The organism is Pseudomonas orientalis (genome assembly GCF_002934065.1).
Classification (GTDB): domain Bacteria; phylum Pseudomonadota; class Gammaproteobacteria; order Pseudomonadales; family Pseudomonadaceae; genus Aquipseudomonas; species Aquipseudomonas orientalis_A.
In genome coordinates, this window is sequence record NZ_CP018049.1 from 5,959,778 (window position 1) to 5,986,236 (window position 26,459).

Genomic DNA, 26,459 nt, shown 5'->3' on the forward strand with positions numbered 1-26,459 from the left:
ATACCGTCGGGCAGGTTGCGCTCTTCGCTACCGGCGATCCTCGGGCTATTCCTGAATCCGAAACTCCCTCATCTGGTTCTCACCAGCACTGCAGCGGACTCGACCCGCAACTACTTATTAACCACAATTTTTCTATCGGCTTCAACAGCGACTCTTTCTATCGCCCCACATGCGTCATCTCCTAGCCTTTTCAATAGACCAGAAACTGCAGGGGCCTGAAAGGCAGCTAAACGAATATGGGATTGGGTTGGCGGTCTTTCGGCGCGACTCTTGCTCTTACGATAGACGACTTCGCTGGGCGATTACTGCTCAATCCAATTTGCTATATGGGCTGCAACAAGCTCATGGTGTTCATATACAAAAAAGTGAGCGCCGGGCACTGAAGTAAATTTCAGTTTCGCAAAGCTATTGCTGGCAAGTCGCGATTGTGCGGGCGGAATGACGCGATCGTCTACAGCGTAAATATAGCTACGCTGCAAAACCACCAAAAGAATAACCTACCAAAATTGGATCGACGATGGCTCTCGACGATATAAATTGCTCCAGCGTTTGGCAGAACGCCTTGAGGGCGTTTAGTTTATAAGCATCAGCACATAGAGAGTCGATACAAAATACCCGGTAGGACGAAAGAGACTGAGCGAGCGGGGCCAGACTCCATGCATTGAGCATGTAGCCGGTCAGCATTATCACAGTCCTATCTCCCCGCGGATTTATCTCTAAGACTCTCATGCAATAGTATCGTCCAAGGCGACTTGAACACTGCTGGAAAACACCTGCAAGAGTTCACGCAGGGTACCCGACGAGTAGTAAGCGTGCCGATCAACGTCCTGACTCTTCAGATGCAGGACCTTCAGGGCGTCAACCAGAATATGTGTCTTGCTCAGAGAGTCGAGCCCGAGGTCAATTTCCAGATGGGCATCAATATCGCTCCAGTCCACTGGCTGGAGACTGTATTTGTTGATAAATCCGAGCACCGGGGCAACCCGTTGCGGTGATGGTAGACCAGTCGTTGGACTGCATTGTTTCAGCAGACGTGGGCGCATAGCGTCGTAGGAGCGCGCTTGCTGGCGAGGGCGTAAGATTGTTGCCAGGTGGCGTTCTCATATTTTTCGCGAGCAAGCTCGCTCCTACAGTGAATGCGGTGCAGCCTAGCCCTGAACTACGGGCTCTTTAAGCAGTGATCTCGAAGTAGCTAGACTCTCCGCCTCCTGTCGCACCCGATAGCCAGCCCCAGACGAAACTCAACGTCGTGCGCCCGGCGTGATCCACGCCTACCGTGCCACGTGACCAGCCAGCAAGCAGTTCCCCTTCCAGGGTCAGGCACTGATACAGCAGCTCGATGGTGTCTGGACCGGTGACTCGTCCCACTTGAGTGCCGAGGCGAATCCGGCCCCCCTGATAAGTGCTCGAAATCGCGTCACCTTCGACCAAGTAGTGAAACACGGTGCCGGTGCCGGACAGTCCTTGAGCGTTGTTGGCGACCACAAATAGACGATTGTGCAGACGTGCGTAGACAGTGGAATTTTGCATCCGTCAGCTTCCTTTGATCGTTCCCACGCTCCGCGGGGGAACGATCATTCACGGAACGTAAAAAGGGGCTGTCGAAACAGCCCCTTTCGGTACGCCAGTGAGGTTTACTCCACCGTCACCGACTTCGCCAGGTTGCGCGGCTGGTCAACGTCGGTGCCCTTGAGCACGGCGACGTAGTACGACAGCAACTGCAGCGGGATGGTGTAGAGGATCGGCGACAAGGTGTCATGGATGTGCGGCATGTTGATCACGTGAGTGCCTTCACCGTTGGTCATGCCGGCCTTTTCGTCCGCAAACACGATCAGTTGGCCGCCACGGGCGCGCACTTCCTGCAGGTTGGACTTGAGCTTTTCCAGCAGTTCGTTGTTCGGCGCCACGGTGACCACGGGCATGTCGTCATCCACCAGGGCCAGGGGGCCGTGTTTCAGCTCGCCGGCCGGGTAGGCTTCGGCGTGGATGTACGAGATTTCCTTGAGTTTCAGCGAACCTTCCATCGCCACCGGGTATTGCGCGCCACGGCCGAGGAACAGGGTGTGGTTCTTATCGGCGAACAGCTCGGCGACTTTTTCCACGGTGCCGTCCATGGCCAGGGCTTCGCCCAGGCGGGTCGGCAGGCGGCGCAGTTCTTCCACCAGGGTGGCCTCAACGCCTTCGGCGAGGGTGCCGCGCACCTGGCCAAGGGACAAGGTCAGCAGCAACAGGCCGACCAGTTGGGTGGTGAAGGCTTTGGTCGAGGCGACGCCGATTTCACGACCGGCCTGGGTCAGCAGGGTCAGGTCCGATTCACGCACCAGGGAGCTGATGCTGACGTTGCAGATCGCCAGGCTGCCGAGGAAGCCCAGCTCCTTGGCGTTGCGCAGGGCGGCCAGGGTGTCGGCGGTTTCGCCGGACTGGGAGATGGTCACGAACAGGGTGTCGGGCTGCACCACCACTTTGCGGTAGCGGAACTCGCTGGCAACTTCGACCTGGCACGGGATGCCGGCCAGTTCTTCGAGCCAGTAACGCGCAACCATGCCGGCGTGGTAGCTGGTGCCGCAGGCGACGATTTGCACGTTGCGCACTTTGGCGAACAGCTCGGCGGCTTGTGGGCCGAAGGCGTTGACCAGCACTTGGTTCTGGCTCAGGCGACCTTCGAGGGTGCGCTGTACCACGGAAGGCTGCTCGTGGATTTCCTTGAGCATGAAGTGGCGGAACTCGCCTTTGTCGGCGGCTTCGGCGCCGTCGCGGTATTGCACGGCTTCGCGCTCGACGGACTGACCGTTGACATCCCAGATCTGCACGCTTTCACGGCGGATGTCGGCGATATCGCCTTCTTCCAGGTACATGAAGCGGTCGGTCACCTGGCGCAGGGCGAGTTGGTCGGAAGCGAGGAAGTTCTCGCCCAGGCCCAGGCCGATCACCAGTGGGCTGCCACTGCGCGCGGCAACCAGGCGGTCCGGCTGGCTGGCGCTGATCACGGCCAGGCCGTAGGCGCCGTGCAGTTCCTTGACCGTGGCCTTGAGGGCGGTGGTCAGGTCGCTGTGATCCTTGAGCTTGTGATTGAGCAGGTGGGCGATGACTTCGGTATCGGTGTCCGAGGTGAATACATAGCCCAGGCCCTTGAGTTGTTCGCGCAGCACTTCGTGGTTTTCGATGATGCCGTTGTGCACCACGGCCAGGTCACCCGAGAAGTGCGGGTGAGCGTTGCGCTCGCACGGCGCACCGTGGGTCGCCCAACGGGTGTGGGCGATGCCCAGGCGGCCTGCCAGTGGCTCACCGGCCAGGGCCTGGTCCAACTCGCTGACCTTACCCGGACGGCGCATACGCTCCAGCTTGCCGGCGTTGGTGAAGACCGCCACACCGGCGCTGTCATAGCCACGGTATTCCAGGCGCTTGAGGCCTTCGATCAGGATGGCCGTTACGTTACGTTCGGCGACTGCGCCAACAATTCCACACATGGTATTTCTCCTAGATGACTGCCGCGCATATCAGCGTAATGCCGCGGGCTTGGATCTGGTCGCGGGCCTCGAGCGGCAGGCGATCATCGGTGATAAGGGTATGGACGCTGCTCCAGGGCAGTTCCAGGTTGGGAATCTTGCGGCCGATCTTGTCGGATTCGACCATCACCACGACTTCACGGGCGACCTCGGCCATCACGCGGCTCAGGCCCAGCAATTCGTTGAAGGTGGTGGTACCGCGCTGCAAATCGATGCCGTCGGCGCCGATGAACAGTTGATCAAAATCGTAGGAACGCAGCACCTGCTCGGCGACCTGGCCCTGGAACGAGTCCGAATGCGGATCCCAGGTGCCGCCGGTCATGAGCAGCACCGGTTCATGCTCCAGCTCGCTCAAGGCGCGGGCCACGTTCAGGGAGTTGGTCATGACCACCAGGCCGGGCTGATGGCCCAGTTCGGGGATCATCGCGGCGGTGGTGCTGCCGCTGTCGATGATGATGCGCGCGTGTTCACGCAAGCGCACCACGGCGGCACGAGCGATCGCACGCTTGTAGGCCGAGACGGGTTGAGCCGCATCGCCTACCAGTTCCTGAGGCATGGTGATTGCACCACCATAGCGGCGCAGGAGCAGGCCATTACTTTCGAGGGCGGCCAAGTCCTTGCGGATGGTCACTTCCGACGTTTCGAAACGTTTGGCCAATTCATCCACGCTGACTTCGCCCTGTTCATTGAGCAAAGTCAGGATGTTGTGGCGACGTTGGGGGGTATTTCGTTTCGACATGGGAGTGATAAGTTTCGTTTCGAAAGATAACGAAGGCAATCAAAACCTATTGGCGAAAGATCGTCAAGCGGGGAAGATAACTATTTTTGAAGCAACGCAGACAAATGTGGGAGGGGGGCTTGCTCCCGATGGCGGTGTGTCAGCCAGCACCTTTATTGACTGACCCACCGCTATCGGGGGCAAGCCCCCTCCCACATTGGAGTTTTGTTGCTGCCAAGGGCGTGGATAGATCAGGTCTTTTTGATTTTGACCGGGCGTTTCCAGCCGTCGATGTTGCGCTGGCGCGCACGGGCCACGGCCAGTTGCGACTTATCCACATCCTGGTTGATGGTTGAGCCCGCTGCGGTGTTGGAACCATCACCGATGGTCACAGGAGCAACCAGCGAGTTATTGGAGCCGATGAATACGTCTTCACCAATCGTCGTCTGGTATTTGTTGGCGCCGTCGTAGTTGCAGGTAATTGCACCGGCGCCAATGTTGCTGCGAGCACCGATCACCGCATCACCGAGGTAAGCCAGGTGGCCGGCCTTCGCCTCGTCACCCATTTTCGCGTTTTTCAGCTCGACGAAATTGCCGACGTGCGCCCGCGCGCCCATCACCGTTCCCGGACGCAACCGCGCAAACGGCCCGGCATCGCTGCCCTCGCCCATCACGGCACCGTCGATATGGCTGTTGGCCTTGACCACCACGCCTTTGCGCAAGGTGCTGTCCTTGATCACGCAGTTAGGACCAATCACCACGTCGTCTTCGATGATCACGCGGCCTTCGAGGATCACGTTGATATCGATCAACACGTCGCGGCCCACCGTCACTTCACCCCGCACATCGAAACGCGCCGGGTCACGCAGGGTGACGCCCTGGGCCATCAGGCGGCGGCCTTCGCGCAGTTGGTAGTGGCGCTCCAGCTCTGCCAGCTGCTTGCGGTCGTTGGCGCCCTGCACTTCCATTGGGTCGTGAGGTTGCTCGGTGGCGACCACCAGGCCATCACTGACCGCCATCTCGATGACATCAGTGAGGTAGTACTCGCCTTGGGCGTTGTTGTTGGACAGGCGGCTCATCCAGTCGCCCAGCTTGTCAGCCGGCACGGCGAGAATGCCGGTATTGCCTTCGGTAATGGCGCGCTGGGCTTCGCTGGCGTCCTTGTGCTCGACGATCGCGGCGACCTTACCGTCGACGTTGCGCACGATGCGTCCGTAGCCGGTGGGATCGTCCAGCTCAACGGTGAGCAGGCCCATCTGGCCTGGCACAACATGCTTGAGCAGACGTTGCAAGGTTTCCACTTCGATCAGCGGCACGTCACCGTAGAGAATCAGCACGGTATCAGCGGTAATGAACGGCACCGCTTGCGCAGTGGCGTGGCCGGTGCCCAGTTGCTTGTCCTGCAATACGAAATTCAAGTCGTCTGCGGCCAGGCGCTCACGTACCACATCGGCACCGTGCCCGATGACGACGTGAATGCGTTGCGGATCCAACTGCCGGGCGCTGTGGATAACATGACCAAGCATGGAATTGCCTGCGACCGGGTGCAGCACCTTGGGCAGGGCTGAACGCATGCGGGTGCCCTGGCCTGCGGCGAGAATTACGATTTCAAGAGACATGAATGGCTACCAATCCTGGGCGGTCCGGCTTCAGACCAAAGAAGTATTTTGCAATAAAAGAAAAAGGGTAGCCGAGGCTACCCTTTTTAATCAATCACGCGTGAAGCGTAACGGCAAAGCCGCTTACTTCTTGCGGATCTGCTGGAGCGTGCGCAGCTGAGCTGCAGCTTCGGCCAGACGGACTGCAGCAGCGCTGTAGTCGAAGTCTGCGCCTTTTTCGTTCAGCGCCTTCTCGGCAGCCTTGACGGCTTCCTGAGCGGAGGCTTCATCCAGGTCGCCAGCACGTTGCACGGTATCGGCAAGTACCTTGACCATGTTCGGCTGAACCTCGAGGAAACCACCGGAGATGTAAAACACCTCACGTTCCCCGCCTTGCTTGGTCAGCGTGATCGGACCTGGCTTCAAGCTGGTAATCAGCGGAGCGTGCCCCATGGCGATACCAAGATCACCGAGTTCGCCGTGTGCAATTACCATTTCTACCAGACCGGAGAAGATTTCCCCTTCCGCGCTGACGATATCGCAATGGACTGTCATAGCCATCTGATTGCCTCAACCTGATGAGCGCCCGTTTCCGGGCGCCAGGATTACAGTTTCTTGGCTTTCTCGATCGCTTCTTCGATGCCGCCGACCATGTAGAACGCTTGTTCTGGCAGGTGGTCGTAGTCACCGTTGAGGATGCCTTTGAAGCCAGCAATGGTGTCTTTCAGGGAAACGTATTTACCCGAGGCACCGGTGAAGACTTCAGCCACGAAGAACGGCTGCGACAAGAAGCGCTGGATCTTACGAGCACGGTTTACCAACTGCTTGTCGGCTTCCGACAGCTCATCCATACCCAGGATCGCAATGATGTCCTTCAGTTCTTTGTAACGCTGCAGCACGTACTGAACGCCGCGAGCGGTGTCGTAGTGCTCCTGGCCGATCACGTTCGGGTCCAGCTGGCGCGAAGTCGAGTCGAGTGGATCGACCGCTGGGTAGATACCCAGGGAAGCGATGTCACGGGACAGAACGACGGTGGCGTCCAAGTGGGCGAAGGTGGTGGCAGGCGACGGGTCGGTCAAGTCATCCGCAGGTACGTATACCGCTTGGATCGAGGTGATCGAACCTTCCTTAGTCGAAGTGATACGTTCTTGCAGAACGCCCATCTCTTCAGCCAGAGTCGGCTGGTAACCTACTGCCGAAGGCATACGGCCCAGCAGTGCGGATACTTCAGTACCGGCCAGGGTGTAACGGTAGATGTTGTCGACGAACAGCAGAACGTCGTTACCTTCGTCACGGAATTTCTCGGCCATGGTCAGGCCGGTCAATGCTACGCGCAGACGGTTTCCCGGCGGCTCGTTCATCTGACCGTAAACCAGTGCCACTTTGTCCAGAACGTTGGAGTCCTTCATCTCGTGGTAGAAGTCGTTACCCTCACGGGTACGCTCACCCACACCGGCGAACACGGAATAACCGCTGTGCTCGATGGCGATGTTACGGATCAGTTCCATCATGTTTACGGTCTTGCCTACACCGGCACCACCGAACAGACCGACTTTACCGCCCTTGGCGAACGGGCAAACCAGGTCGATAACCTTGATTCCGGTTTCCAGCAGGTCGTTGCCGCCCGCTTGCTCGGCGAACGAAGGTGCTGCGCGGTGAATGCCCCAGCGCTCTTCGGTGTCGATCGGGCCAGCTTCGTCGATCGGGTTGCCCAGTACGTCCATGATCCGGCCCAGGGTCGCTTTACCGACCGGTACGGAGATGGCTGCGCCAGTGTCGACAACGTCCAGACCGCGCTTCAAGCCTTCGGTGGAACCCATCGCAATGGTACGAACTACGCCGTCGCCCAGCTGTTGCTGAACTTCCAGAGTAGTGTCCGCGCCTTGTACTTTCAGCGCGTTGTAGATGCTCGGTACGCTGTCGCGTGGGAATTCCACGTCGATAACGGCGCCGATGATTTGAACGATACGTCCGCTACTCATAGCTGGATCCTCTGAATATTTGAACCGTTAAACCGCGGCAGCGCCGCCGACGATTTCCGAGATCTCTTGGGTGATCGCAGCCTGACGCGCCTTGTTGTAGATCAGCTGCAAATCGCTGATCAGATCACCGGCGTTATCGGTAGCGTTTTTCATCGCGATCATCCGCGCCGCTTGTTCAGCTGCGTTGTTCTCGACCACCGCCTGGTACACCTGCGACTCCACGTAGCGCACCATCAAGCCGTCAAGCAGCTCTTTGGCGTCTGGTTCGTAGAGGTAGTCCCAGTGGTGCTTGAGTTCCTGATCCGGGGTCGCCACCAGTGGAATCAATTGCTCCACGGTTGGCTGCTGGGTCATGGTGTTGATGAACTTGTTGGATACCACGGACAGGCGGTCAATCCGGCCTTCCAGATACGCATCCAGCATCACCTTCACACTGCCGATCAAATCATTGATCGACGGCTCTTCACCCAGGTGGCTGATAGCTGCTACGACGTTACCGCCGAAGTTGCGGAAAAAGGCCGCACCCTTGCTACCCACCACACACAGATCGATCTCGACGCCGTTTTCGCGGTTTACCGCCATGTCCTTGACCAGGGCCTTGAACAGGTTGGTATTCAGACCACCGCACAAACCACGGTCACTGCTCACTACCACATAACCGACACGCTTGACGGCGCGCTCGATCATGAACGGGTGGCGGTATTCCGGGTTGGCGTTGGCCAGATGCCCAATTACCTGGCGGATACGCTCCGCATAAGGACGGCTAGCAGCCATGCGCATTTGTGCCTTGCGCATTTTGCTGACCGCCACTTTTTCCATGGCGCTGGTAATCTTTTGCGTGCTTTTGATGCTCGCAATCTTACTGCGAATCTCTTTTGCGCCTGCCATGTAACACCTATCAGGTTAGCAAGCGGGAGCCTTGCGGCTCCCGCTGCGGCTTACCAGGTTTGGGTGGCCTTGAACTTCTCGATACCGGCTTTCATGCCAGCGTCGATATCGTCATTGAAGTCACCCTTCACGTTGATCTTCGCCATCAATTCGGCGTGATCGCGGTTGAAGTAAGCAATCAGCGCTTGTTCAAAGCTGCCGACCTTGGCGATTTCAACGTCGGTCAGGAACCCACGCTCAGCGGCATACAGCGACAACGCCATGTCAGCGATCGACATTGGGGCGTATTGCTTCTGCTTCATCAGCTCGGTAACGCGCTGACCATGCTCAAGTTGCTTACGGGTCGCTTCGTCCAGGTCAGAAGCGAACTGGGCGAATGCCGCCAGTTCACGGTACTGAGCCAGAGCGGTACGGATACCACCGGAGAGCTTCTTGATGATCTTGGTCTGAGCGGCACCACCCACACGGGATACCGAAACACCGGCGTTCACAGCAGGACGGATGCCTGAGTTGAACATGGCCGATTCCAGGAAGATCTGACCGTCGGTGATGGAAATCACGTTGGTCGGAACGAACGCGGAAACGTCGCCAGCCTGGGTTTCGATGATCGGCAGTGCGGTCAGGGAACCGGTTTTGCCGGTCACTGCGCCGTTGGTGAACTTCTCTACGTACTCTTCGGAAACGCGGGATGCGCGCTCCAGCAGACGGGAGTGGAGATAGAACACGTCGCCTGGGTAGGCTTCACGGCCTGGTGGACGGCGCAGCAGCAGGGAAATCTGGCGGTAAGCCACTGCTTGCTTGGACAGATCGTCATAAACGATCAGCGCGTCTTCACCGCGGTCGCGGAAGAATTCACCCATGGTGCAACCGGAGTACGGTGCCAGGAATTGCAGCGCAGGAGATTCCGAAGCACTGGCAGCCACGATGATCGTGTTGGCCAGGGCGCCGTTTTCTTCCAGCTTGCGAACCACGTTGGCGATGGTCGATTGCTTCTGACCAATGGCTACGTAGACGCAGAAAATGCCGCTGTTCTTCTGGTTGATGATCGCGTCGATGGCCAGAGCGGTTTTACCGATCTGACGGTCACCGATGATCAGCTCACGCTGGCCACGGCCGACAGGGATCATGGCATCGACAGCCTTGTAGCCAGTCTGTACAGGCTGGTCTACCGACTTACGCCAGATCACGCCTGGAGCAACTTTCTCGACCGCGTCGGTCTCGGTGTTGCCCAGTGGACCTTTACCGTCAACAGGGTTACCCAGTGCGTCGACTACGCGACCCAGCAGTTCCTTACCAACCGGAACCTCCAGGATGCGGCCAGTGCACTTGGCGCTCATGCCTTCGGCCAGACTGGTGTATGCGCCCAATACAACGGCACCTACGGAGTCTTGCTCCAGGTTGAGGGCCATACCGTAGACGCCGCCCGGAAACTCGATCATCTCGCCGTACATGACGTCGGCCAGACCGTGAATCCGCACGATGCCGTCAGATACGCTGACGACAGTGCCTTCGTTACGGGCTTGGGAGGTCACATCGAGCTTGTCGATGCGGCCCTTGATAATTTCACTTATTTCGGAAGGATTGAGTTGCTGCATTGCTCTGCTGCCCCTTCAAACTCAAGATTTCAATGCTTCGGCAAGTTTCGCGATTTTTCCGCGAATCGAGCCATCGATAACCAGGTCGCCGGCACGGATAACGACACCACCAATCAGGGATGCGTCTTCCGAAGCTTGCAGGCGCACTTCCCGATTGAGTCGTGCACTGAGAACCTTGGCGAGTTTGTCTTGCTGTTCTTGGTTCAATGCAAAAGCACTGGTCACTTCAACGTCTACCGATTTCTCTGCTTCGGCCTTGTACAGGTCGAACAGAGCGGCAATCTCCGGCAAGAGCGGGAGACGGTCGTTTTCGGCAACGACGTGGATGAAGTTCTGCACTTTTACATCAAACTTGTCGCCGCACACTTCAATAAAAGTGGCGGCCTTGTCTGCGCTCGTCAGGCGCGGGGCCTTGAGCACGCGCTGCATGGTGTCGTCTTGCGACACTGCTGCAGCCAGGCCGAGCATGGCTGACCAAGAGGCCAGCTGCTGGTGGGCCTGGGCGTGCTCGAAGGCTGCCTTAGCGTAAGGTCGGGCCAACGTGGTCAGTTCTGCCATGATCGCCCTCGCTTAAATTTCAGCAGCCAGTTTGTTAACCAGCTCCGCGTGCGCGTTTTGATCGATTGTGGCACCGAGGATCTTCTCGGCACCGCCGACCGCCAGAGCACCCAGTTGGGCACGCAGCGCGTCTTTGACGCCGTTCAGTTCCTGTTCGATCTCGGCATGAGCCGAAGCCTTTACACGGTCAGCTTCGACGCGGGCTTTTTCAACAGCCTCTTCGACGATCTGGTTACCGCGCTTCTTGGCTTGCTCAATGATCTCGGCTGCCTGTGCTTTAGCTTCGCGCAGTTGCTGACCCACTTTCTCGTGGGCCAACTCCAGGTCGCGAGCTGCACGGCTGGCAGCGTCCAAACCGTCCGCGATCTTCTTCTGACGTTCGTGCAAAGCCGCGATGACCGGAGGCCACACGAACTTCATGCAAAACACTACAAAAATGAAGAACGCAACGGATTGGCCAATCAGGGTTGCATTAATGTTCACGCCAACACCTCGCTCATTCGTTGTCCATCACCCCAATCACTCGAAAAGTCGAGTGATCAGCCAGCGAGTTGACCAACGAAGGGGTTCGCGAAGGTGAAGAACAGTGCGATACCAACGCCGATCATGGTCACGGCGTCGAGCAGGCCGGCAACGATGAACATTTTAACTTGCAGCATTGGAACCATTTCCGGCTGACGCGCTGCGCCTTCCAGGAATTTGCCGCCCAGCAGGCCGAAACCAATGGCAGTACCCAGGGCGCCCAGGCCGATCAACAGTGCAACAGCGATAGCGGTTAGACCAACTACAGTTTCCATCTTTCCTCCCGACTTTTACGTCGTATGGTTTAGGTTTTTTAGATTTTAAAGCGGTAAAACAAATCGTTTCATAGCCCTGTTGGGCCACCTTCCCGTTTCACCGGGAAGGACATCAGACTAGTCGAGACTGGTCTTAATGGTTCTCTTCGTGCGCCATCGACAGGTAGACGATGGTCAGCATCATGAAGATGAAGGCCTGCAGGGTGATGATCAGGATGTGGAACACAGCCCACGCCCACTGCAGAACGATGCCCAGGCCGCTAAGCCAGAGCAGACCGCTGCCGAACATCACAGCGATCAGAATGAACACCAGCTCGCCGGCATACATGTTGCCGAACAGTCGCAAGGCCAGGGAAATCGGCTTGGCAACCAGGGTCACGAATTCCAGCAGGAAGTTCACCGGGATCAGCAGGGCTTGAACGAAGATGTTCTTGCTGCCGAACGGGTGCAGGGTCAGTTCGCCGATGAAGCCGCCGATGCCCTTGACCTTGATGCTGTAGAAAATGATCAACGCGAACACCGACAGGGCCATGCCCAGGGTAGCGTTCGGGTCAGTGGTCGATACGGCACGGAACGGGATGTGCGCATCGCCGGAGATCAGGATGGCCAGCTGAGGAATCCAGTCAACCGGGATCAGGTCGACGGCGTTCATCAGGAACACCCAGACGAAGATGGTCAGTGCCAGCGGTGCGATCACCGGGCTGCGGCCATGGAAGCTGTCTTTCACGCTGCCATCGACGAATTCGACCAATACTTCAACGAAGTTCTGCAAAGCACCTGGCTGACCGGAAGTCGCCTTTTTTGCCGCCATGCGGAAAATCAGGACGAAGATCAGACCCAATGCGACCGACCAGCCCAGAGTATCCAGGTGGAAGGCCCAGAAACCCATTTCCTTGGCTTCTGCTGCGGTGTGGGCAAAGCCCCAGCCGCCGTTGGGAAGCTGACCGAAGGTCAGGTTCTGCAAGTGGTGCTGGATATAGCCCGAAGCGGTTGTTTCTGCCATGGTTGCCTCAAACGCCCTAAGGTTTCGAAAGTCTTGTTTTCATTAGCAGGGGAGCGAACCAGCTGACCAATTGGGTCAACACGAAGACGCCGAATACAGCCAGCGGCGCCAATGGCTTCACACCTGCAAAGGTCAGTGCGAACAGCACTGCCGTCAAAATCAGTTTCCCCGCCTCGCCGGCATAAAAAGACCGGACGATGGCCTGGGCTGCTCGGGCGCCGGAAAACCGAAAGGCCCTGTGAGCAAAATACATATTGGGCAGCAAGGCTATCAGGCCTCCGCAGAGTCCTGAATATCCGGCTACGACTCCATGCCAGTACCAAAGCGCCAATGCAGCGATCAGCAAAACGACAAGTTGCGCCAATAAAACCGGAAAAACAGCCAAGCGATGGAACGGCAACGTGTTTGGCGTGCGGGTTTCCATCACTCTTGCTCCTCAATGGTCGGCTGCCGGAAATCAATAACTTGGCATACTTTGTGCCGACAAAATGCGCGCAGAGTATAGGGGCGGTTCTGCCCCTATTCAACTGCCGGGTAGTGATTTCCGATCACACGCTACATGAGTAAATGTTTCAGCGAATGTTTCAACGGATATGGGCAAGGACGCCTTGAAGCTCATCAAGGGAGTTATATCCGATGACTAATTGCCCTTTGCCTTTCTTGCCGTGGCGAATTTGTACCGCAGAGCCTAGGCGCTCGGCCAGGCGCTGCTCAAGGCGCGCGATGTCCGGATCAGCTTTGACGGTTTCGACCGGTGCAGGTTTGCCGCTCAACCATTGGCGAACCAGAGCTTCGGTCTGACGAACGGTAAGCCCGCGTGCGACAACGTGTCGCGCCCCTTCAACCTGTTGATTTTCCGGCAAACCGAGCAAAGCACGGGCATGCCCCATTTCCAGGTCACCGTGGGACAACATGGTCTTGATGACTTCCGGCAACGCGATCAGGCGCAGCAAGTTGGACACGGTCACGCGGGATTTGCCCACCGCCTCGGCCACTTGTTGCTGGGTCAACTGGAACTCCTGCTGCAGACGTTGCAACGCGATCGCTTCTTCGATCGGATTGAGGTCTTCACGCTGGATGTTTTCGATCAGCGCCATGGCGATGGCGGTTTCATCCGGCACGTCGCGCACCATCGCCGGGATGGTGTCCTTGCCCGCCTGCTGGCTCGCGCGCCAGCGGCGTTCGCCGGCGATGATTTCAAAGCGGCCGCCGCCAATGGGGCGCACCACGATCGGTTGCATCACACCCTGGGCCTTGATCGAGTTGGCCAGCTCTTCCAGTGCCTGCGGGTCCATGTCCCGGCGCGGCTGGTATTTACCGCGCTGGATCAAGTCCAGCGGCAGGTGCTGCAGCTCACGCTCGTCGGCCTGCACCGCTTGCTCTTCCAGCGAAGTGACGGTCGGACCACTCAGGAGTGCATCCAGTCCACGTCCGAGACCTCGTTTTTTGACGGCCATGGGGATTCCTTAAGTTGGCTGGGCTGCAGCGGTGCGTGAATTGCGACGTTGGCGACGCACCATCTCACCGGCCAGCGCCAGGTAGGCAATGGCGCCGCGGGATGATTTGTCGTAGGCCAGCGCCGGCATGCCATAGCTTGGCGCTTCGGCCAGGCGGATGTTGCGTGGAATCACCGTGTCGTAGAGCTGGTCGCCGAAATGTTCCTTGAGCTGCGCCGACACATCGTTCATCAGGCTCAGGCGCGGGTCATACATGGTCCGCAGCAGGCCTTCGACTTTCAGGTTCGGGTTGAGCAATTCGGCGATACGCTTGATGTTATCCACAAGGTCGCTCAAGCCTTCAAGCGCAAAGTATTCGCACTGCATGGGGATAATCACCCCGTCGGCGGCCACCAGGGCGTTGAGCGTGAGCATCGACAGCGACGGCGGGCAGTCGATCAGGATGTAGTCGTAATTCTCGCGGATGGGCGCCAGGGCGCTGCGCAGACGGCTTTCCTTCATCTGCATTTCCAGCAGCACCACTTCTGCCGCCGTCAGGTCGCGGTTGGCCGGCAGCAGTTGATAACCGCCGTGCTCGGAGTAGTGCATGGCCTGACCCAGGTCGCACTCGCCAATCAGCAAGTCGTAGACCGAGTTTTCCAGGCCGTGTTTATCCACACCGCTACCCATGGTGGCGTTGCCCTGTGGATCGAGATCGATCAACAGCACCCGGCGCTTGGTCGCGACCAGGGATGCTGCGAGGTTGATGCAGGTGGTGGTCTTACCCACGCCACCTTTCTGGTTCGCTATCGCGAATACCTTAGCCATTCTTGCTTGTGTTCCCAATCATGCCGTGCGGCGCAGTATCAGCAGATGGCGTTGGCCTTGGCAACCGGGTACGGCCAAGGCGTGTTCGCTATCGAGGTGGAAGTCCGCCGGCAATGCTAACAGCTCGTCGCTTGGATGGACGCCCTTCATTGCCAGCCAGCGGGTGTCGTGGTCGCCCAGGTGGCGAGTCCAGTTGCTGAAGTTCTCCATGCTGCTGAACGCCCGGGAAACAATTCCGTTGAAGGGCTGTTCAGGCGTAAAGGTTTCGACGCGACTGTGGATAACCTGCAGGTTGTCCAGCTTCAGTTCGAGTTTGACCTGGGTCAGGAAGCGGGTCTTCTTGCCGTTGCTGTCCAGGCAGGTCACTTGCGACTCGGGAAACAGGATGGCCAGCGGAATGCCAGGCATGCCACCGCCACTGCCGACGTCCAGCCAGCGGCCGTTTTCGATAAACGGCATCACGCTCAAGCTGTCGAGCAGATGGCGCGAGACCATTTCGTCCGGATCACGCACTGCGGTCAGGTTGTAAGCCTTGTTCCATTTGATCAACAGGGCCAGGTAGCCCATCAGCAGGGCGTGCTGGGCTTCGGTCAGGTCGACGCCCAACTGGCGCGCACCTGTGGATAACTCTTCGGCGTGTTGCGAGGTGACCAACGAACTCAAGCGCTTTGCTCCAACTGACGGCCCGCGCCGCGTTTTTTCAAATGAATCATCAACAGCGAAATTGCTGCCGGGGTAACGCCGGGGATACGTGAAGCCTGGCCGAGGGTTTCCGGCCGAGTTATCCCCAGCTTGCTTTGAATTTCCTTGGACAGCCCGGAAATCCCGGTGTAGTCGATATCCACAGGCAACCTGGTGTCTTCACTGGCGCGCAGGCGAGCGATCTCGTCCTGCTGGCGATCAATGTAACCGGCGTATTTGGTCTTGATTTCCACCTGTTCGGCGACCTGTGGATCTTCTGCGCCGCCGCCGGTCACTTCGACCAGGCCAGCGTAATCGATCTCCGGACGCGATAGCAGGTTGAGCAAGTTGTATTCGTGCGTCAGCGGCGTGCCGAATTTTTCGGCGATCGCATCACCCTGTTCAGTACCCGGACGAACCCAGGTGCTCTTCAGGCGCTGCTCTTCGAGGGTGATGCTCTCGCGTTTTTTGCAGAAGGCCGCCCAGCGCGCGTCATCGACCAAACCCAGCTCGCGACCCTTTTCGGTCAAGCGCAGATCGGCGTTGTCTTCGCGCAGGATCAGGCGATATTCGGCCCTGGACGTGAACATCCGGTACGGTTCCTGGGTGCCCAGGGTAATCAGGTCGTCGACCAACACGCCGATATACGCTTCATCGCGACGCGGGCACCAGCTGTCTTTGCCCTGAGCACGCAATGCAGCGTTGGTACCGGCCAGCAAACCCTGGGCGCCGGCTTCTTCGTAACCGGTGGTGCCATTGATTTGCCCGGCGAAAAACAAACCGCCGATCACCTTGGTTTCCAGGCTGTATTTCAGGTCACGCGGATCGAAATAGTCGTACTCGATGGCGTAGCCAGGGCGAACGATGTGGGCGTTTTCCATCCCGCGAATCGACTGCACGATCTGGATTTGCACGTCGAACGGCAGGGAAGTGGAAATCCCGTTCGGGTACAGCTCGTGAGTCGTCAAGCCTTCGGGCTCGATAAACACCTGGTGGCTTTCCTTGTCGGCAAAGCGATGGATCTTGTCTTCAATCGACGGGCAGTAACGCGGGCCGATGCCTTCGATCACCCCGGAATACATCGGCGAACGGTCGAGGTTCGCAGCAATGATTTCGTGGGTACGCGCATTGGTATGGGTAATCCAGCAGCTGACCTGTTTGGGGTGCTGCTCCTTGGAACCCATGAAAGACATGACCGGGATCGGCGTATCGCCGGCCTGTTCGGTCATCACCGAAAAATCCACAGAACGTCCGTCGATACGCGGCGGAGTGCCGGTTTTCAAGCGGCCCACGCGCAGCGGCAATTCACGCAGACGGTGTGCCAGGGCAATCGACGGCGGATCACCGGCGCGACCACCGGAATAGTTCTGCATGCCGATGTGGATAAGTCCGCCAAGGAAGGTCCCGGTGGTCAACACCACGGATTCTGCGAAGAAGCGCAGGCCCATTTGCGTGACAACCCCGCGTACCTGGTCCTGCTCGACGATCAGGTCGTCTGCGGCCTGTTGAAAGATCCACAGGTTCGGCTGGTTTTCCAGGGTTTCACGCACCGCGGCCTTGTACAGAATACGGTCGGCTTGTGCACGAGTGGCACGTACGGCCGGGCCTTTGCGGCTGTTGAGCACGCGAAATTGAATACCACCCTTGTCGGTGGCCATGGCCATCACGCCGCCAAGGGCATCGATTTCCTTGACCAGATGGCTTTTGCCGATGCCACCAATGGCGGGGTTGCAACTCATGGCGCCGAGGGTTTCCACGTTGTGCGTCAGCAACAGGGTTTTTACGCCCATGCGTGCTGACGCCAGTGCTGCCTCGGTACCGGCATGACCGCCGCCGATGACGATCACTTCAAAACGGGAAGGGAAATCCACCACGCACCTCGTGCCTGCTTATGTAGGTAATCAGGAATTGTTGGTTGAAAGAGTTTTGCAGCTTATGGCTGCAAGTATAGGGACTTCGCCCTGCCTAAAGAACCCTTTGCACAAAATTTAACCAGCTGTGGATGGATCACGGACAATAGAAATTAAAAGAGAGAAATTTATTAAATCTTTGTTTTTATGTTTATTTCTACTGAGCATCTTTTCTGTGGATAGATTTCTACAGGCCTTTATCTACGTCGTGTACAGGGATTCAAAAGTCTGTGGTCATGTGCCAATGAGGGGCTTGGATAAGTGCTTTAAGCCTGTGGATTAAACAGCTGGTTATCCACAGGCGGGTTTTTACTCAGGTTTCAAGCGTGGTTATCAACCGGGCACAAGGGCGGTTATTCACAGGGCTTAACCCACAGAAACGGCTGATTCAATGTCGACCAGCCCAGGGATTCAACGCGGATTCGCGGTCAAGACGGCTATTGTGGGAACACACGAGGGCAGTTAATAATAGCGATTATCATTAACCTACCTCGTCGCGCCTATGTCCCCTCCTTCACACACGGCAGCTGTGCAGCGCATCTATGAGCAACACCATTCGTGGTTGCATGGTTGGCTCAAGGGCAAATTGAATAACGCCTGCGATGCAGCCGACGTGGCCCACGATACGTTCGTGCGTATCCTGGGTGGACGCGACGCCGTTCAAATCCTTGAGCCACGGGATTACCTGGCGACCATTGCAAGGGGCCTGGTGATTGATCGCTATCGCCGGCACGCCATTGAGCAGGCTTATAAGCAAACCCTGGCCGAGCGTCCTGAAGCCACCGCCATCAGTGAAGAAGACAAGGCAATCATTATCGAAACCCTGGTGGCTGTGGATAAGGCACTGTGCAGCTTGGGCGAACGTGCTCGACGGATCTTCATGCTGTCGCAGATCGAGGGGCTGACTTATCAACAGATCGCCGATCAACTGCGGGTGTCATTGACCACTGTGAAGAAGCACATGGTCCGTGCCCTGACCGAATGTTCACTGATCATGGCCAGCCTCTGATGCCCGCCCCTGATCGCAAGACATTCGAGACGGCCGCCAGTTGGTATGTGCAGTTCCAGGCGCAATCGCCGACGCCGGCTGATCGGCTGGCCTGGCAACAATGGCTCAATGGCGACCCTTCCCATCAGGCTGCGTGGAACCAGTTGGAGCAGTTGCAGCGCAGCCTTGGCGCCCTGCCCCAGGACTTCACACGCCGCGCATTGACCAGCACGCAAAAACGCCGGCAGGTGCTCAAGTGGATGCTGGTACTGGGCGGCAGCGGGTATTTGGGTTGGAACGTTCAACAACACACGTCCGTGGGTAATGTATGGGCCGACTACCGCACGCCTGTGGGTAAACATCGAAGGGTCGAACTGGCCGACGGCACGCAGGTTGATCTCAACACCAGCACAGCCATTGATGTGATGTTCGACTCGCGCCAACGCTTGATTCGCCTGCGTGAAGGTGAAGTACTTATCCACAGTGGCAAACGTGGCGCCAGCACGCCCTTGTATGTGGAGACTCGCCACGGTCGGGTTCAGGCACTGGGTACTCGGTTTACTGTTCGCCAATTGCCGGATTTCACCCGGGTCGGTGTGCTGGAAGATCGGGTCAATTTGTCCCCAGGAGATCAACCCGACCACAACAAGACCCTCGGAGCTGGGGAAAGCGCTGATTTTGATCGACACACGATTAGCCTCCCCCAGCGATATGGCGTGGCGCAAGCCGCCTGGGCGGACGGTCAATTGATCGTGCTCGATGCCAGACTCGGCGATGTCATCGATGAGTTGGCGCGCTATCGGCCGGGCGTGCTGCACTGTGACCCGGCTTCGGCTCAACTGCGCGTTTCCGGCGCGTTCCGCCTGGACTCAACCGACGCGGTACTGGCCAACCTGCAAGCGACCTTGCCGATCCAGGTGAAGTACTTCACGCGCTACTGGGTGTCGGTTAACCGGATCGGTTGATAAAAAATAATCCTCAGGGGGGTTATCTTTTTTTTATCACGCACGGCCCTTCAGGTAATCACGACGCTACCTTCAGGGCTTCCCCATCTATGCGCCTTTCCATCCCGCTCCGTCAGCGACTTTCCTGCCATGCCATCACCTACGGCCTGCTGCTTGCCAGCACCGGCGGCACGTTGTTATCCACAGGGGTCATGGCCGCCAGCACCACCCAGCACTACGTCATCGCAGCCGGTCCGCTGGACAGCGCATTAAGCCAGTTTGCCGCCAGGGCCAATGTGATCCTGTCCTTCTCGCCCCAACAGACTTCACGGCTGACCACCGCCGGACTCAATGGCGATTATTCGGTGGATCAAGGTTTCGCCCTGCTGCTGCAGAGTTCCGGGTTGCAAGCCGTCGCCCAGGCCCCCGGCAGCTATGGATTGCAAACAGTCCCTACGGGCCAGCTCACGCTCGCACCCACCACCGTCAGTGCTTATCAACCGGATGGCTTCAATCAGGACATAGCAGGGGATGTGGGCTACAAGGCGCAGAACAGCCGGGTCGGCACCAAAACCAGTACGCCTCTGTCGCAGACACCCCGTTCGGTATCGGTGGTGACCGGGCAACGTATCAAGGATCAGAAATCGCAAACACTGACCGAAGTGCTGGGGTATGTACCTGGCATCTTCGCGCCGCCTTTTGCTGCGGGCGACGGGCTGGCGGGCGATCTCTTTTTCATTCGAGGCTTCAATGCCACGGACTACGGTTACGGCCTGTTGAGAGATGGACTACGTGTGCAAGGTAATCGGTACGACACCACCAGCGAGCCGTATGGCCTGGAGCGGGTCGAAGTGTTTCGCGGTCCTTCTTCGCTGCTCTACGGTGAGAACGCTCCGGGCGGCTTGGTCAACCTGGTGAGCAAACATCCGACCGCCAACCCGCGCGGCGAGGTGCAACTGGGGTATGGCTCAAACAACCGACGCCAACTGGGTGTGGATATCTCCGGCCCGCTCAATGACAGCGACAATGTTCTCGGCCGCCTGGTAATGCTGGGCCGCAAATCCGACACGCAGACCGACCATGTACCGGATGATCGTGTTTACATCGCCCCTTCCCTGACCCTGAATTTCGACGACTACAACACCCTGACCCTCCTGGCCAACTACCAGAAGGACCACACCAACCTGGAACTCGGCCTGCCAGCTGCAGGCACTTTGCTTACTAATCCCAACGGTAAACTGTCCAAGCACACCATGCTCGGCGACCCGGATTGGAATACCTTTGAGCGCGAAGCCTGGAGCACCGGTTACGAGTTCAGCCATAGCTTCAACGACGACTGGCAGTTCCGCCAGAATTCCCGGTACATGCAGTCACGCATCAACCGCCATGAAACCTGGCCGAGCGCACTGAATAATCGGGGCTTCGGTACTCAGCTGAACATGACGGCCTACGATCGCTACAACAAATCCATGGTCTATTCCCTGGATAACCAGCTCGAGGGAAAATTCGATATCGGCGCATTGGAAAACACCGTGTTGTTAGGCGCCAGTTACGACCGCACCTCGTTCAACCAGGATTGGGACGCCGGTTTCGCCGGTACCATCAATGTGTATAACCCGGTGTACCTGCGCGAACCGCTCACGCCGATCGCGGTGCAAAACACCTTGCTCGAGCAACAGATGAAAGGCGCATACGCCCAGATCCAGAGCAAGTACGACCACTGGCTGTTCCTGCTCGGGGGGCGGCAGGACTGGGTCGACAGCGATTTCCGCGACAAGGTCAACAAGGCCAGCAACACCGGCAGTCAAGACCGCAAGTTCACCTACCAAGGTGGGGTGATGTACCAGTTCGACAACGGCCTTACGCCGTATGTCAGCTATTCCACGGCATTCGTTCCGGTTCAGCAGATTTCCAATGCCGGCGCCCCGTTGAAACCCATCACCAGCAGCCAATATGAAGCGGGTGTGAAATACGAGCCGATCGGCTGGGACACGGCGATGACGCTGTCGGTGTACGATTTGCGCAAACAGGACGACACCTACCTGGATGCCACCACCAACAGCTATCGTCAGGTGGGTGAGAGCCGCGCCAAGGGCGCCGAAGTTGAAATCAACAGCAACCTTACGCCCAACCTGAACGTAACGGCGGCTTATACCTACACTGACGCGCGGATTACCAAGGATTCCGCCACCTCCTTGGTCGAAGGGCGCCAGATGACCGGCGTTCCTCGCAATCAGGCTTCGGTATGGAGCAAATACCGTTTCCTGGAGGGTCAGCTCAAGGGCCTGTCCGTGGGGGGAGGTGTGCGTTATTTCGACAGCACTTTTTCCTACACGGCGCCGACGCTCTACGGGAAGCTGGATGCAGGCAGTGTCACGTTGGTGGATGCCGTGATGGGGTATCAGATCGACCCGCACTGGTCAGTGGACCTGAACGCGAAGAACCTGTTCGACAAGGAGTATGTGTCCGGTTGCAACGATGCGGGGCGCTGCTATTGGGGTGACAGCCGCACCCTATTGGGTACGGTGTCCTACAACTGGTAAAGACCTGGCTATTTGCCGATACAGAAACTGGAAAAGATTCGGCCAAGCAAGTCATCAGAGCTGAATGCGCCGGTAATCTCACCTAGCAGCTGCTGCGCCTGACGCAAATCCTCAGCCAGCAGCTCTCCAGCGCCCGCCAGGGTCAGCTGTGCTCGCCCGTGCTCCAACGCCGCACTGGCATGGCGAAGCGCCTCCAGATGCCTGCGGCGTGCACTGAAGCTGCTTTCCGAGGTCTGCTCGTAGCCCATGCAGGCCTTGAGGTGGTCACGTAGCAACTCCAGGCCCTCACCCGCGGATTTGGCACTCAGGCTGATAGTCACATGGCCATCCTCGCTGGTTTGCATCGCGATGGTTTCACCCGTCAGGTCGGCCTTGTTCCGGATCAGGGTCACTTTGGCCGGGTCTGGCCGTTGCTCGAGGAATTCCGGCCACAACGCAAAAGGATCCACCGCCTCAGGGGCGGTGGCGTCCACCACCAACAACACACGGTCGGCTTCGCCAATGGCTTTGAGCGCGCGTTCCACGCCAATCTTCTCCACCTGGTCGTCGGTGTCGCGCAACCCTGCCGTATCGACCACGTGCAACGGCATGCCATCGATGTGGATATGTTCGCGCAGGATGTCGCGAGTGGTACCGGCAATTTCGGTAACGATGGCTGCTTCGCGTCCCGCCAATGCATTGAGCAGGCTGGACTTGCCGGCATTGGGTCGCCCGGCAATCACCACGGTCATGCCGTCACGCAGTAATGCACCCTGTCCGGCTTCGCGCAACACTGTGGATAACTCATCGCGAACCTTATCCAGCATTGCCAGGACGTGGCCATCGGCCAGGAAATCAATCTCCTCTTCAGGAAAATCAATGGCCGCCTCGACATAGATACGCAGGCTGATCAGCTGCTCGGTCAAGTTATGCACACGCAGGGAAAACGCCCCCTGCAACGAACGCAATGCGTTGCGCGCAGCCTGTGCAGAACTGGCCTCGATCAGGTCGGCGATGGCCTCGGCCTGAGCCAGGTCGAGTTTGTCGTTGAGGAATGCGCGCTCGCTGAATTCACCCGGACGGGCCAGGCGGCAGCCCAATTGCAGGCAACGTTGCAGCAACATGTCCAGGACAACCGGACCACCATGGCCCTGCAGTTCCAGTACATCTTCACCCGTGAAGGAGTTTGGCCCCGGGAAGTAGAGCGCCAAGCCCTCGTCCAGCACACTTGCGTCGCCATCCAGAAACGGACCGTAATGGGCGAACCGCGGCTTCAACTCCCGTCCGCTGATCGCCTTGGCGGCCGCGCTGGCGAGCGGCCCGGAAATTCGAACGATACCGACGCCGCCGCGACCTTGAGCGGTTGCGACAGCAGCGATGGTTTCACGGGGAGCGCTCATCAGCAGGTTCCAGAATTAAAGTGTCGGAAAGCAAAACGCCCCACTAGGGGGCGTCTTGAGTGGTTATCCACAGAGTAAATTACGCCTCGGCTTTTTTGGTAGCCGCTTCGATTTTACGTGTGATGTACCACTGTTGGGAGATCGACAAAACGTTGTTGACCACCCAGTACAGTACCAGGCCCGCTGGGAACCACAGGAAGAAGAAGGTGAAGATGATTGGCATCATTTTCATTACCTTGGCCTGCATCGGGTCCGGCGGAGTCGGGTTCAGACGCTGCTGGATAAACATGGTTGCGCCCATGATGATCGGCAGGATAAAGAACGGGTCCTTGATCGACAGGTCGGTTATCCACAGCATGAACGGTGCCTGGCGCATTTCCACGCTCTCCAGGAGTACCCAGTACAGCGACAGGAATACCGGCATCTGTACCAGAATCGGCAAGCATCCACCCAGCGGGTTGATCTTCTCTTTCTTGTACAGCTCCATCATGGCCTGCGACATTTTCTGCCGGTCGTCACCATGTTGCTCTTTCAGCGCAGCCAGTTTCGGCGCCACGGCACGCATGCGCGCCATCGACTTGTAGCTGGCGGCCGACAGCGGGAAGAAGATCCCCTTGATCAGCATGGTCAGGAAGATGATCGACCAGCCCCAGTTACCGACAATGCTGTGGATATGTTGCAGCAGCCAGAAGATCGGCTGGGCAATGAACCACAGGAAGCCGTAATCCACAGTCAGTTCCAGACCTGGGGACAACTCTTTCAGCACGGCCTGGCTTTTCGGGCCGGCGTATAGGGTGGCGCTGGTTTCAGCCTTGGCGCCTGGTGCGACGGTCAATGCCGGGCCAGTAAAACCAATGATGTAGTTGCCCTGGCTGTCCTTGCGGGTTTGCACCAGGTTCGCTTCACCCTTGTTCGGGATCCACGCGGTCACGAAGTAGTGCTGCAGCCACGCTACCCAGCCGCCTTGAACGGTTTCTTTCAGCGCGCCCTTGTCGATGTCTTTCATCGACACTTTTTTGTACGGCTCGTTACTTGTCCACAGGGCGGCGCCCAGGTAAGTCGCGGTGCCGGTGGCGGTGCTGGAAGAAGGGTCAGAGCTGGCGTCACGCTTGAGCTGGGCAAACAGGTTGCCGCTCCAGGCCTTGTCGCTGGTGTTGTCGATCAGGTAAGTGACCTTCAAATCGTACAAACCACGCGTGAAGCTGAAACGCTTGATGTAATTGACGCCGTCGAGGCTGAATTTCAGGTCTACGTTCAACTGGTTCTGGCCATCAGCCAGTTGATAACTCTTCTGCTCGGTCGAATAAATCGGACGACCGGTAGCACGAGCGTCCGGACCATTGGTGCCGGTCAGGCCACTTTGCGCCAGGTAGGTACGTTCACCGCCGTTATCGAACAGCTGGAACGGAACATCCGGATGGTCTTGGCGACGTGGATAAAGCGGCAGCTTCAGCTGAGCAATATCGCCACCCTGCGGGTCGATCGCCAGGTCGAGCACATCCGTTTTAACGTGGATGAGGTCTTTGTTGGTGACCACTGGCGTTTCCAACGGGGCACTTGTCTCGCCATTCGCGCTGGGAACATCGGCACTCGCGGACGCATTGTTACCCAGCGGGGTGTCCGGAATAGCCGGCGCAGCCTGATTGGTAGCAACATTCTGAGTCGGCAGGGCAGCCTGGCCGTAGTCCTGGTTCCATTTCAGGACCATGACGTAGGACACGATTGCCAGGGCGACGATCAGGATCGTGCGTTTAATATCCATGATTACTCGGCCATCGAAGAAGAACGGGAGGTAGGGATAGGTGGAACCGGGTCATAACCACCGGCATTCCACGGATGACAGCGACCTAAACGACGAAAGGTCAGCCAGCCACCGCGCAGAAGACCATGGTTTTCTATGGCTTCTAACGCGTAGCAGGAACAACTGGGGTAGAAACGACAGTGGCTGGCCATCAGAGGACTAATGGCATAGCGATAAAACTGGATCGGAACGATTGCCAGTTTACGCATCAAGGCTGTCTACCCCTACAGTTTCGGTGTTGACTGCTGGTGCTGGTTTGTGGGTACGCGCCAGACGTTTCCAGAGCTTGCCGAAATGCTGAATCAATTCGGGGTTTTCTACATCCCCCAAGCCTTTGCGCGCGACGATAACAATATCCCACCCAACCAGAGTGTCCTGGTGGAGGCGAAACGATTCGCGCATCAGACGCTTGAGGCGATTGCGCTCAACGGAGAGCTTTACGCTCTTCTTGCCGATCACCAACCCGAGACGGGGGTGATCAAGATCGTTGTTACGCGCAAGGAGCAGGAGATTTTTCCCCGGAACCTTGCCGGTGGGGGAGTCAAAGACTGCCTTGAAGTGCCGGGGGGTTAGCAGACGCTTTTCCCGACTGAAGTCCTGACTCACCACCAGTACCGGATTATCAAACTGCCAGACGCGCACGACCTTTGGCGCGGCGACGCGACAGGACAGCACGGCCGTTCTTGGTAGCCATGCGAGCACGGAAGCCGTGAGTACGGGCGCGTTTGATGGTGCTTGGTTGGAAAGTACGTTTCATGGCGTTGTTACCTGGTTCGTCCACAACGGGCCGGAATGGCCCCCGTTTTAAGAGACCGGCGATTCTAGAGAAAGCAAGCCTCTAGGTCAATTTCCAACCAGCTTTTCCTTCAATTAGATATCTGGAGGCCACCTCCCCCTTTCCATCCGCCTGGCTTCCACGAGGAGTGGCATAGATATAAAAATAAAGAAGGAAGTTATTTAAAGCTTTTCTGTAAAGCTTATAAAAGCTAGAGAGGCGTTCTTCTGTGGATAACTACGTTCAGGCCATATTCAACGTGGTGTACAGAGGATGACAACACAGGGGAGAAACGGTGCTCTGCCTGTGCTGCGCTGTCGGATAAGCTGTGGGTGGAATGGGTTGTTATCCACAGGCCAGTTACCCACAGACTTTTGCCCCTACTTGTGCAACGAGCTCAGGTACGGTTATCCACAGAGCTTATTCACAGACCGGCGGTCGCCTTTATTCCCGTTAAGGCGTTGATTTTGGGTGCCCTGTGAGCAACCTTCATGTGGATAAGTGGACGGCTGACCGCTACAATGGCGGC

The 26,459-nt window shown here is 57.8% G+C and carries 27 protein-coding genes; 4 read left to right on the forward strand and 23 right to left on the reverse strand.

From position 1 onward, the window contains the following. Positions 1 to 468 precede the first annotated feature (468 nt). Positions 469 to 684 (reverse strand): alpha/beta fold hydrolase, encoded by a 216-nt coding sequence (locus tag BOP93_RS27530; RefSeq protein WP_157943543.1) that lies wholly within the window; start codon positions 682 to 684, stop codon positions 469 to 471. A gap of 128 nt (positions 685 to 812) precedes the next feature. On the opposite strand from BOP93_RS27530, the gene BOP93_RS27535 reads away from it, so the two are divergent. Next, the gene (locus tag BOP93_RS27535; protein WP_157943544.1) at positions 813 to 995 is read left to right on the forward strand and encodes a hypothetical protein; all 183 of its coding nucleotides are present in this window, start codon (positions 813 to 815) and stop codon (positions 993 to 995) included. Between the two features lie 175 nt (positions 996 to 1,170). Here the strand turns inward: BOP93_RS27535 and BOP93_RS27085 are convergent, their stop codons facing one another. From BOP93_RS27085 to mnmG, 17 genes are all read right to left on the reverse strand, one after another. After that, positions 1,171 to 1,530 (reverse strand): hypothetical protein, encoded by a 360-nt coding sequence (locus tag BOP93_RS27085; RefSeq protein WP_104505217.1) that lies wholly within the window; start codon positions 1,528 to 1,530, stop codon positions 1,171 to 1,173. Between the two features lie 104 nt (positions 1,531 to 1,634). Then, positions 1,635 to 3,467, reverse strand: a complete 1,833-nt coding sequence (gene glmS / locus BOP93_RS27090; RefSeq protein ID WP_065936488.1) for a glutamine--fructose-6-phosphate transaminase (isomerizing) — start codon at positions 3,465 to 3,467, stop codon at positions 1,635 to 1,637. 10 nt (positions 3,468 to 3,477) lie between these two features. Beyond that, complete coding sequence (locus tag BOP93_RS27095; protein WP_065886690.1) at positions 3,478 to 4,245, reverse strand: DeoR/GlpR family DNA-binding transcription regulator; 768 nt, start codon at positions 4,243 to 4,245, stop codon at positions 3,478 to 3,480. A 230-nt stretch (positions 4,246 to 4,475) separates the two neighbouring features. Beyond that, on the reverse strand, positions 4,476 to 5,843 hold the full coding sequence (gene glmU / locus BOP93_RS27100; RefSeq protein ID WP_104505218.1) for a bifunctional UDP-N-acetylglucosamine diphosphorylase/glucosamine-1-phosphate N-acetyltransferase GlmU: 1,368 nt from the start codon (positions 5,841 to 5,843) through the stop codon (positions 4,476 to 4,478). A gap of 123 nt (positions 5,844 to 5,966) precedes the next feature. After that, positions 5,967 to 6,383, reverse strand: coding sequence for a F0F1 ATP synthase subunit epsilon (locus BOP93_RS27105; RefSeq protein ID WP_032885166.1), 417 nt, complete (start codon positions 6,381 to 6,383; stop codon positions 5,967 to 5,969). 44 nt (positions 6,384 to 6,427) lie between these two features. Continuing rightward, positions 6,428 to 7,804: a F0F1 ATP synthase subunit beta gene (gene atpD, locus BOP93_RS27110; RefSeq protein ID WP_104505219.1), complete on the reverse strand. Its 1,377-nt coding sequence runs from the start codon at positions 7,802 to 7,804 to the stop codon at positions 6,428 to 6,430. Between the two features lie 27 nt (positions 7,805 to 7,831). Next, a complete protein-coding gene (atpG, locus tag BOP93_RS27115; protein ID WP_003195829.1) occupies positions 7,832 to 8,692 on the reverse strand; it encodes a F0F1 ATP synthase subunit gamma in 861 nt (286 codons plus the stop codon). 50 nt (positions 8,693 to 8,742) lie between these two features. After that, positions 8,743 to 10,287 carry a F0F1 ATP synthase subunit alpha gene (atpA, locus tag BOP93_RS27120; RefSeq protein WP_003177064.1) on the reverse strand — a complete coding sequence of 515 codons (1,545 nt, stop codon included), beginning with the start codon at positions 10,285 to 10,287 and terminating at the stop codon, positions 8,743 to 8,745. A gap of 21 nt (positions 10,288 to 10,308) precedes the next feature. Continuing rightward, the gene (locus BOP93_RS27125; RefSeq protein WP_015886646.1) at positions 10,309 to 10,845 is read right to left on the reverse strand and encodes a F0F1 ATP synthase subunit delta; all 537 of its coding nucleotides are present in this window, start codon (positions 10,843 to 10,845) and stop codon (positions 10,309 to 10,311) included. 12 nt (positions 10,846 to 10,857) lie between these two features. Then, a complete protein-coding gene (locus tag BOP93_RS27130; protein ID WP_003195835.1) occupies positions 10,858 to 11,328 on the reverse strand; it encodes a F0F1 ATP synthase subunit B in 471 nt (156 codons plus the stop codon). A gap of 56 nt (positions 11,329 to 11,384) precedes the next feature. After that, the gene (atpE, locus tag BOP93_RS27135; RefSeq protein WP_002555987.1) at positions 11,385 to 11,642 is read right to left on the reverse strand and encodes a F0F1 ATP synthase subunit C; all 258 of its coding nucleotides are present in this window, start codon (positions 11,640 to 11,642) and stop codon (positions 11,385 to 11,387) included. 133 nt (positions 11,643 to 11,775) lie between these two features. Further along, the gene (gene atpB / locus BOP93_RS27140) at positions 11,776 to 12,645 is read right to left on the reverse strand and encodes a F0F1 ATP synthase subunit A (protein ID WP_057725770.1); all 870 of its coding nucleotides are present in this window, start codon (positions 12,643 to 12,645) and stop codon (positions 11,776 to 11,778) included. Between the two features lie 16 nt (positions 12,646 to 12,661). Beyond that, on the reverse strand, positions 12,662 to 13,069 hold the full coding sequence (locus tag BOP93_RS27145; protein ID WP_065886693.1) for a F0F1 ATP synthase subunit I: 408 nt from the start codon (positions 13,067 to 13,069) through the stop codon (positions 12,662 to 12,664). Positions 13,070 to 13,229: 160 nt separating this feature from the next. Next, on the reverse strand, positions 13,230 to 14,102 hold the full coding sequence (locus BOP93_RS27150; RefSeq protein ID WP_065933644.1) for a ParB/RepB/Spo0J family partition protein: 873 nt from the start codon (positions 14,100 to 14,102) through the stop codon (positions 13,230 to 13,232). Between the two features lie 9 nt (positions 14,103 to 14,111). After that, a complete protein-coding gene (locus BOP93_RS27155) occupies positions 14,112 to 14,909 on the reverse strand; it encodes a ParA family protein (RefSeq protein ID WP_057725767.1) in 798 nt (265 codons plus the stop codon). A gap of 18 nt (positions 14,910 to 14,927) precedes the next feature. Further along, positions 14,928 to 15,572, reverse strand: coding sequence for a 16S rRNA (guanine(527)-N(7))-methyltransferase RsmG (gene rsmG / locus BOP93_RS27160; RefSeq protein ID WP_104505220.1), 645 nt, complete (start codon positions 15,570 to 15,572; stop codon positions 14,928 to 14,930). Then, positions 15,569 to 17,461, reverse strand: a complete 1,893-nt coding sequence (gene mnmG, locus BOP93_RS27165; RefSeq protein ID WP_104505361.1) for a tRNA uridine-5-carboxymethylaminomethyl(34) synthesis enzyme MnmG — start codon at positions 17,459 to 17,461, stop codon at positions 15,569 to 15,571. The genes rsmG and mnmG overlap by 4 nt, the downstream gene beginning before the upstream one ends. Before the next feature lie 541 nt (positions 17,462 to 18,002). Between mnmG and BOP93_RS27170 the strand changes: the two genes are divergently transcribed. The 3 genes from BOP93_RS27170 (at position 18,003) to BOP93_RS27180 (ending at position 21,975) form a co-directional block, all read left to right on the forward strand. Then, positions 18,003 to 18,509, forward strand: coding sequence for a sigma-70 family RNA polymerase sigma factor (locus tag BOP93_RS27170; protein ID WP_104505221.1), 507 nt, complete (start codon positions 18,003 to 18,005; stop codon positions 18,507 to 18,509). Beyond that, a complete protein-coding gene (locus BOP93_RS27175; protein WP_104505222.1) occupies positions 18,509 to 19,453 on the forward strand; it encodes a FecR domain-containing protein in 945 nt (314 codons plus the stop codon). The genes BOP93_RS27170 and BOP93_RS27175 overlap by 1 nt, the downstream gene beginning before the upstream one ends. Positions 19,454 to 19,542: 89 nt before the next feature. Further along, a complete protein-coding gene (locus BOP93_RS27180) occupies positions 19,543 to 21,975 on the forward strand; it encodes a TonB-dependent siderophore receptor (protein ID WP_104505223.1) in 2,433 nt (810 codons plus the stop codon). Between the two features lie 8 nt (positions 21,976 to 21,983). On the opposite strand, the gene mnmE is transcribed toward BOP93_RS27180, so the two are convergent. The 5 genes from mnmE to rpmH form a co-directional block, all read right to left on the reverse strand. Beyond that, positions 21,984 to 23,354, reverse strand: coding sequence for a tRNA uridine-5-carboxymethylaminomethyl(34) synthesis GTPase MnmE (gene mnmE, locus BOP93_RS27185; RefSeq protein ID WP_065886699.1), 1,371 nt, complete (start codon positions 23,352 to 23,354; stop codon positions 21,984 to 21,986). Between the two features lie 79 nt (positions 23,355 to 23,433). Then, the gene (gene yidC / locus BOP93_RS27190; protein ID WP_065894368.1) at positions 23,434 to 25,116 is read right to left on the reverse strand and encodes a membrane protein insertase YidC; all 1,683 of its coding nucleotides are present in this window, start codon (positions 25,114 to 25,116) and stop codon (positions 23,434 to 23,436) included. 2 nt (positions 25,117 to 25,118) lie between these two features. Next, a complete protein-coding gene (gene yidD, locus BOP93_RS27195; protein WP_003233592.1) occupies positions 25,119 to 25,364 on the reverse strand; it encodes a membrane protein insertion efficiency factor YidD in 246 nt (81 codons plus the stop codon). Continuing rightward, entirely contained in the window at positions 25,357 to 25,764 is a 408-nt protein-coding gene (gene rnpA, locus BOP93_RS27200; RefSeq protein ID WP_205885836.1) for a ribonuclease P protein component, read from the reverse strand. The genes yidD and rnpA overlap by 8 nt, the downstream gene beginning before the upstream one ends. 13 nt (positions 25,765 to 25,777) lie before the next feature. Beyond that, entirely contained in the window at positions 25,778 to 25,912 is a 135-nt protein-coding gene (rpmH, locus tag BOP93_RS27205; RefSeq protein ID WP_003213577.1) for a 50S ribosomal protein L34, read from the reverse strand. Positions 25,913 to 26,459 lie beyond the last annotated feature (547 nt).

Coding starts and splice junctions, on each gene's coding strand:
- atpE (WP_002555987.1), bottom strand. CDS start 11,642: ATGGAAACTGTAGTTGGTCTAACCGCTATCGCTGTTGCACTGTTGATC.
- rpmH (WP_003213577.1), bottom strand. CDS start 25,912: ATGAAACGTACTTTCCAACCAAGCACCATCAAACGCGCCCGTACTCAC.
- mnmE (WP_065886699.1), bottom strand. CDS start 23,354: ATGAGCGCTCCCCGTGAAACCATCGCTGCTGTCGCAACCGCTCAAGGT.
- BOP93_RS27530 (WP_157943543.1), bottom strand. CDS start 684: ATGCTGACCGGCTACATGCTCAATGCATGGAGTCTGGCCCCGCTCGCT.
- atpG (WP_003195829.1), bottom strand. CDS start 8,692: ATGGCAGGCGCAAAAGAGATTCGCAGTAAGATTGCGAGCATCAAAAGC.
- atpD (WP_104505219.1), bottom strand. CDS start 7,804: ATGAGTAGCGGACGTATCGTTCAAATCATCGGCGCCGTTATCGACGTG.
- BOP93_RS27085 (WP_104505217.1), bottom strand. CDS start 1,530: ATGCAAAATTCCACTGTCTACGCACGTCTGCACAATCGTCTATTTGTG.
- BOP93_RS27180 (WP_104505223.1), top strand. CDS start 19,543: ATGCGCCTTTCCATCCCGCTCCGTCAGCGACTTTCCTGCCATGCCATC.
- BOP93_RS27145 (WP_065886693.1), bottom strand. CDS start 13,069: ATGGAAACCCGCACGCCAAACACGTTGCCGTTCCATCGCTTGGCTGTT.
- BOP93_RS27105 (WP_032885166.1), bottom strand. CDS start 6,383: ATGGCTATGACAGTCCATTGCGATATCGTCAGCGCGGAAGGGGAAATC.
- BOP93_RS27170 (WP_104505221.1), top strand. CDS start 18,003: ATGTCCCCTCCTTCACACACGGCAGCTGTGCAGCGCATCTATGAGCAA.
- BOP93_RS27155 (WP_057725767.1), bottom strand. CDS start 14,909: ATGGCTAAGGTATTCGCGATAGCGAACCAGAAAGGTGGCGTGGGTAAG.
- BOP93_RS27125 (WP_015886646.1), bottom strand. CDS start 10,845: ATGGCAGAACTGACCACGTTGGCCCGACCTTACGCTAAGGCAGCCTTC.
- yidC (WP_065894368.1), bottom strand. CDS start 25,116: ATGGATATTAAACGCACGATCCTGATCGTCGCCCTGGCAATCGTGTCC.
- BOP93_RS27150 (WP_065933644.1), bottom strand. CDS start 14,102: ATGGCCGTCAAAAAACGAGGTCTCGGACGTGGACTGGATGCACTCCTG.
- glmS (WP_065936488.1), bottom strand. CDS start 3,467: ATGTGTGGAATTGTTGGCGCAGTCGCCGAACGTAACGTAACGGCCATC.
- BOP93_RS27175 (WP_104505222.1), top strand. CDS start 18,509: ATGCCCGCCCCTGATCGCAAGACATTCGAGACGGCCGCCAGTTGGTAT.
- atpA (WP_003177064.1), bottom strand. CDS start 10,287: ATGCAGCAACTCAATCCTTCCGAAATAAGTGAAATTATCAAGGGCCGC.
- BOP93_RS27095 (WP_065886690.1), bottom strand. CDS start 4,245: ATGTCGAAACGAAATACCCCCCAACGTCGCCACAACATCCTGACTTTG.
- glmU (WP_104505218.1), bottom strand. CDS start 5,843: ATGTCTCTTGAAATCGTAATTCTCGCCGCAGGCCAGGGCACCCGCATG.
- yidD (WP_003233592.1), bottom strand. CDS start 25,364: ATGCGTAAACTGGCAATCGTTCCGATCCAGTTTTATCGCTATGCCATT.
- atpB (WP_057725770.1), bottom strand. CDS start 12,645: ATGGCAGAAACAACCGCTTCGGGCTATATCCAGCACCACTTGCAGAAC.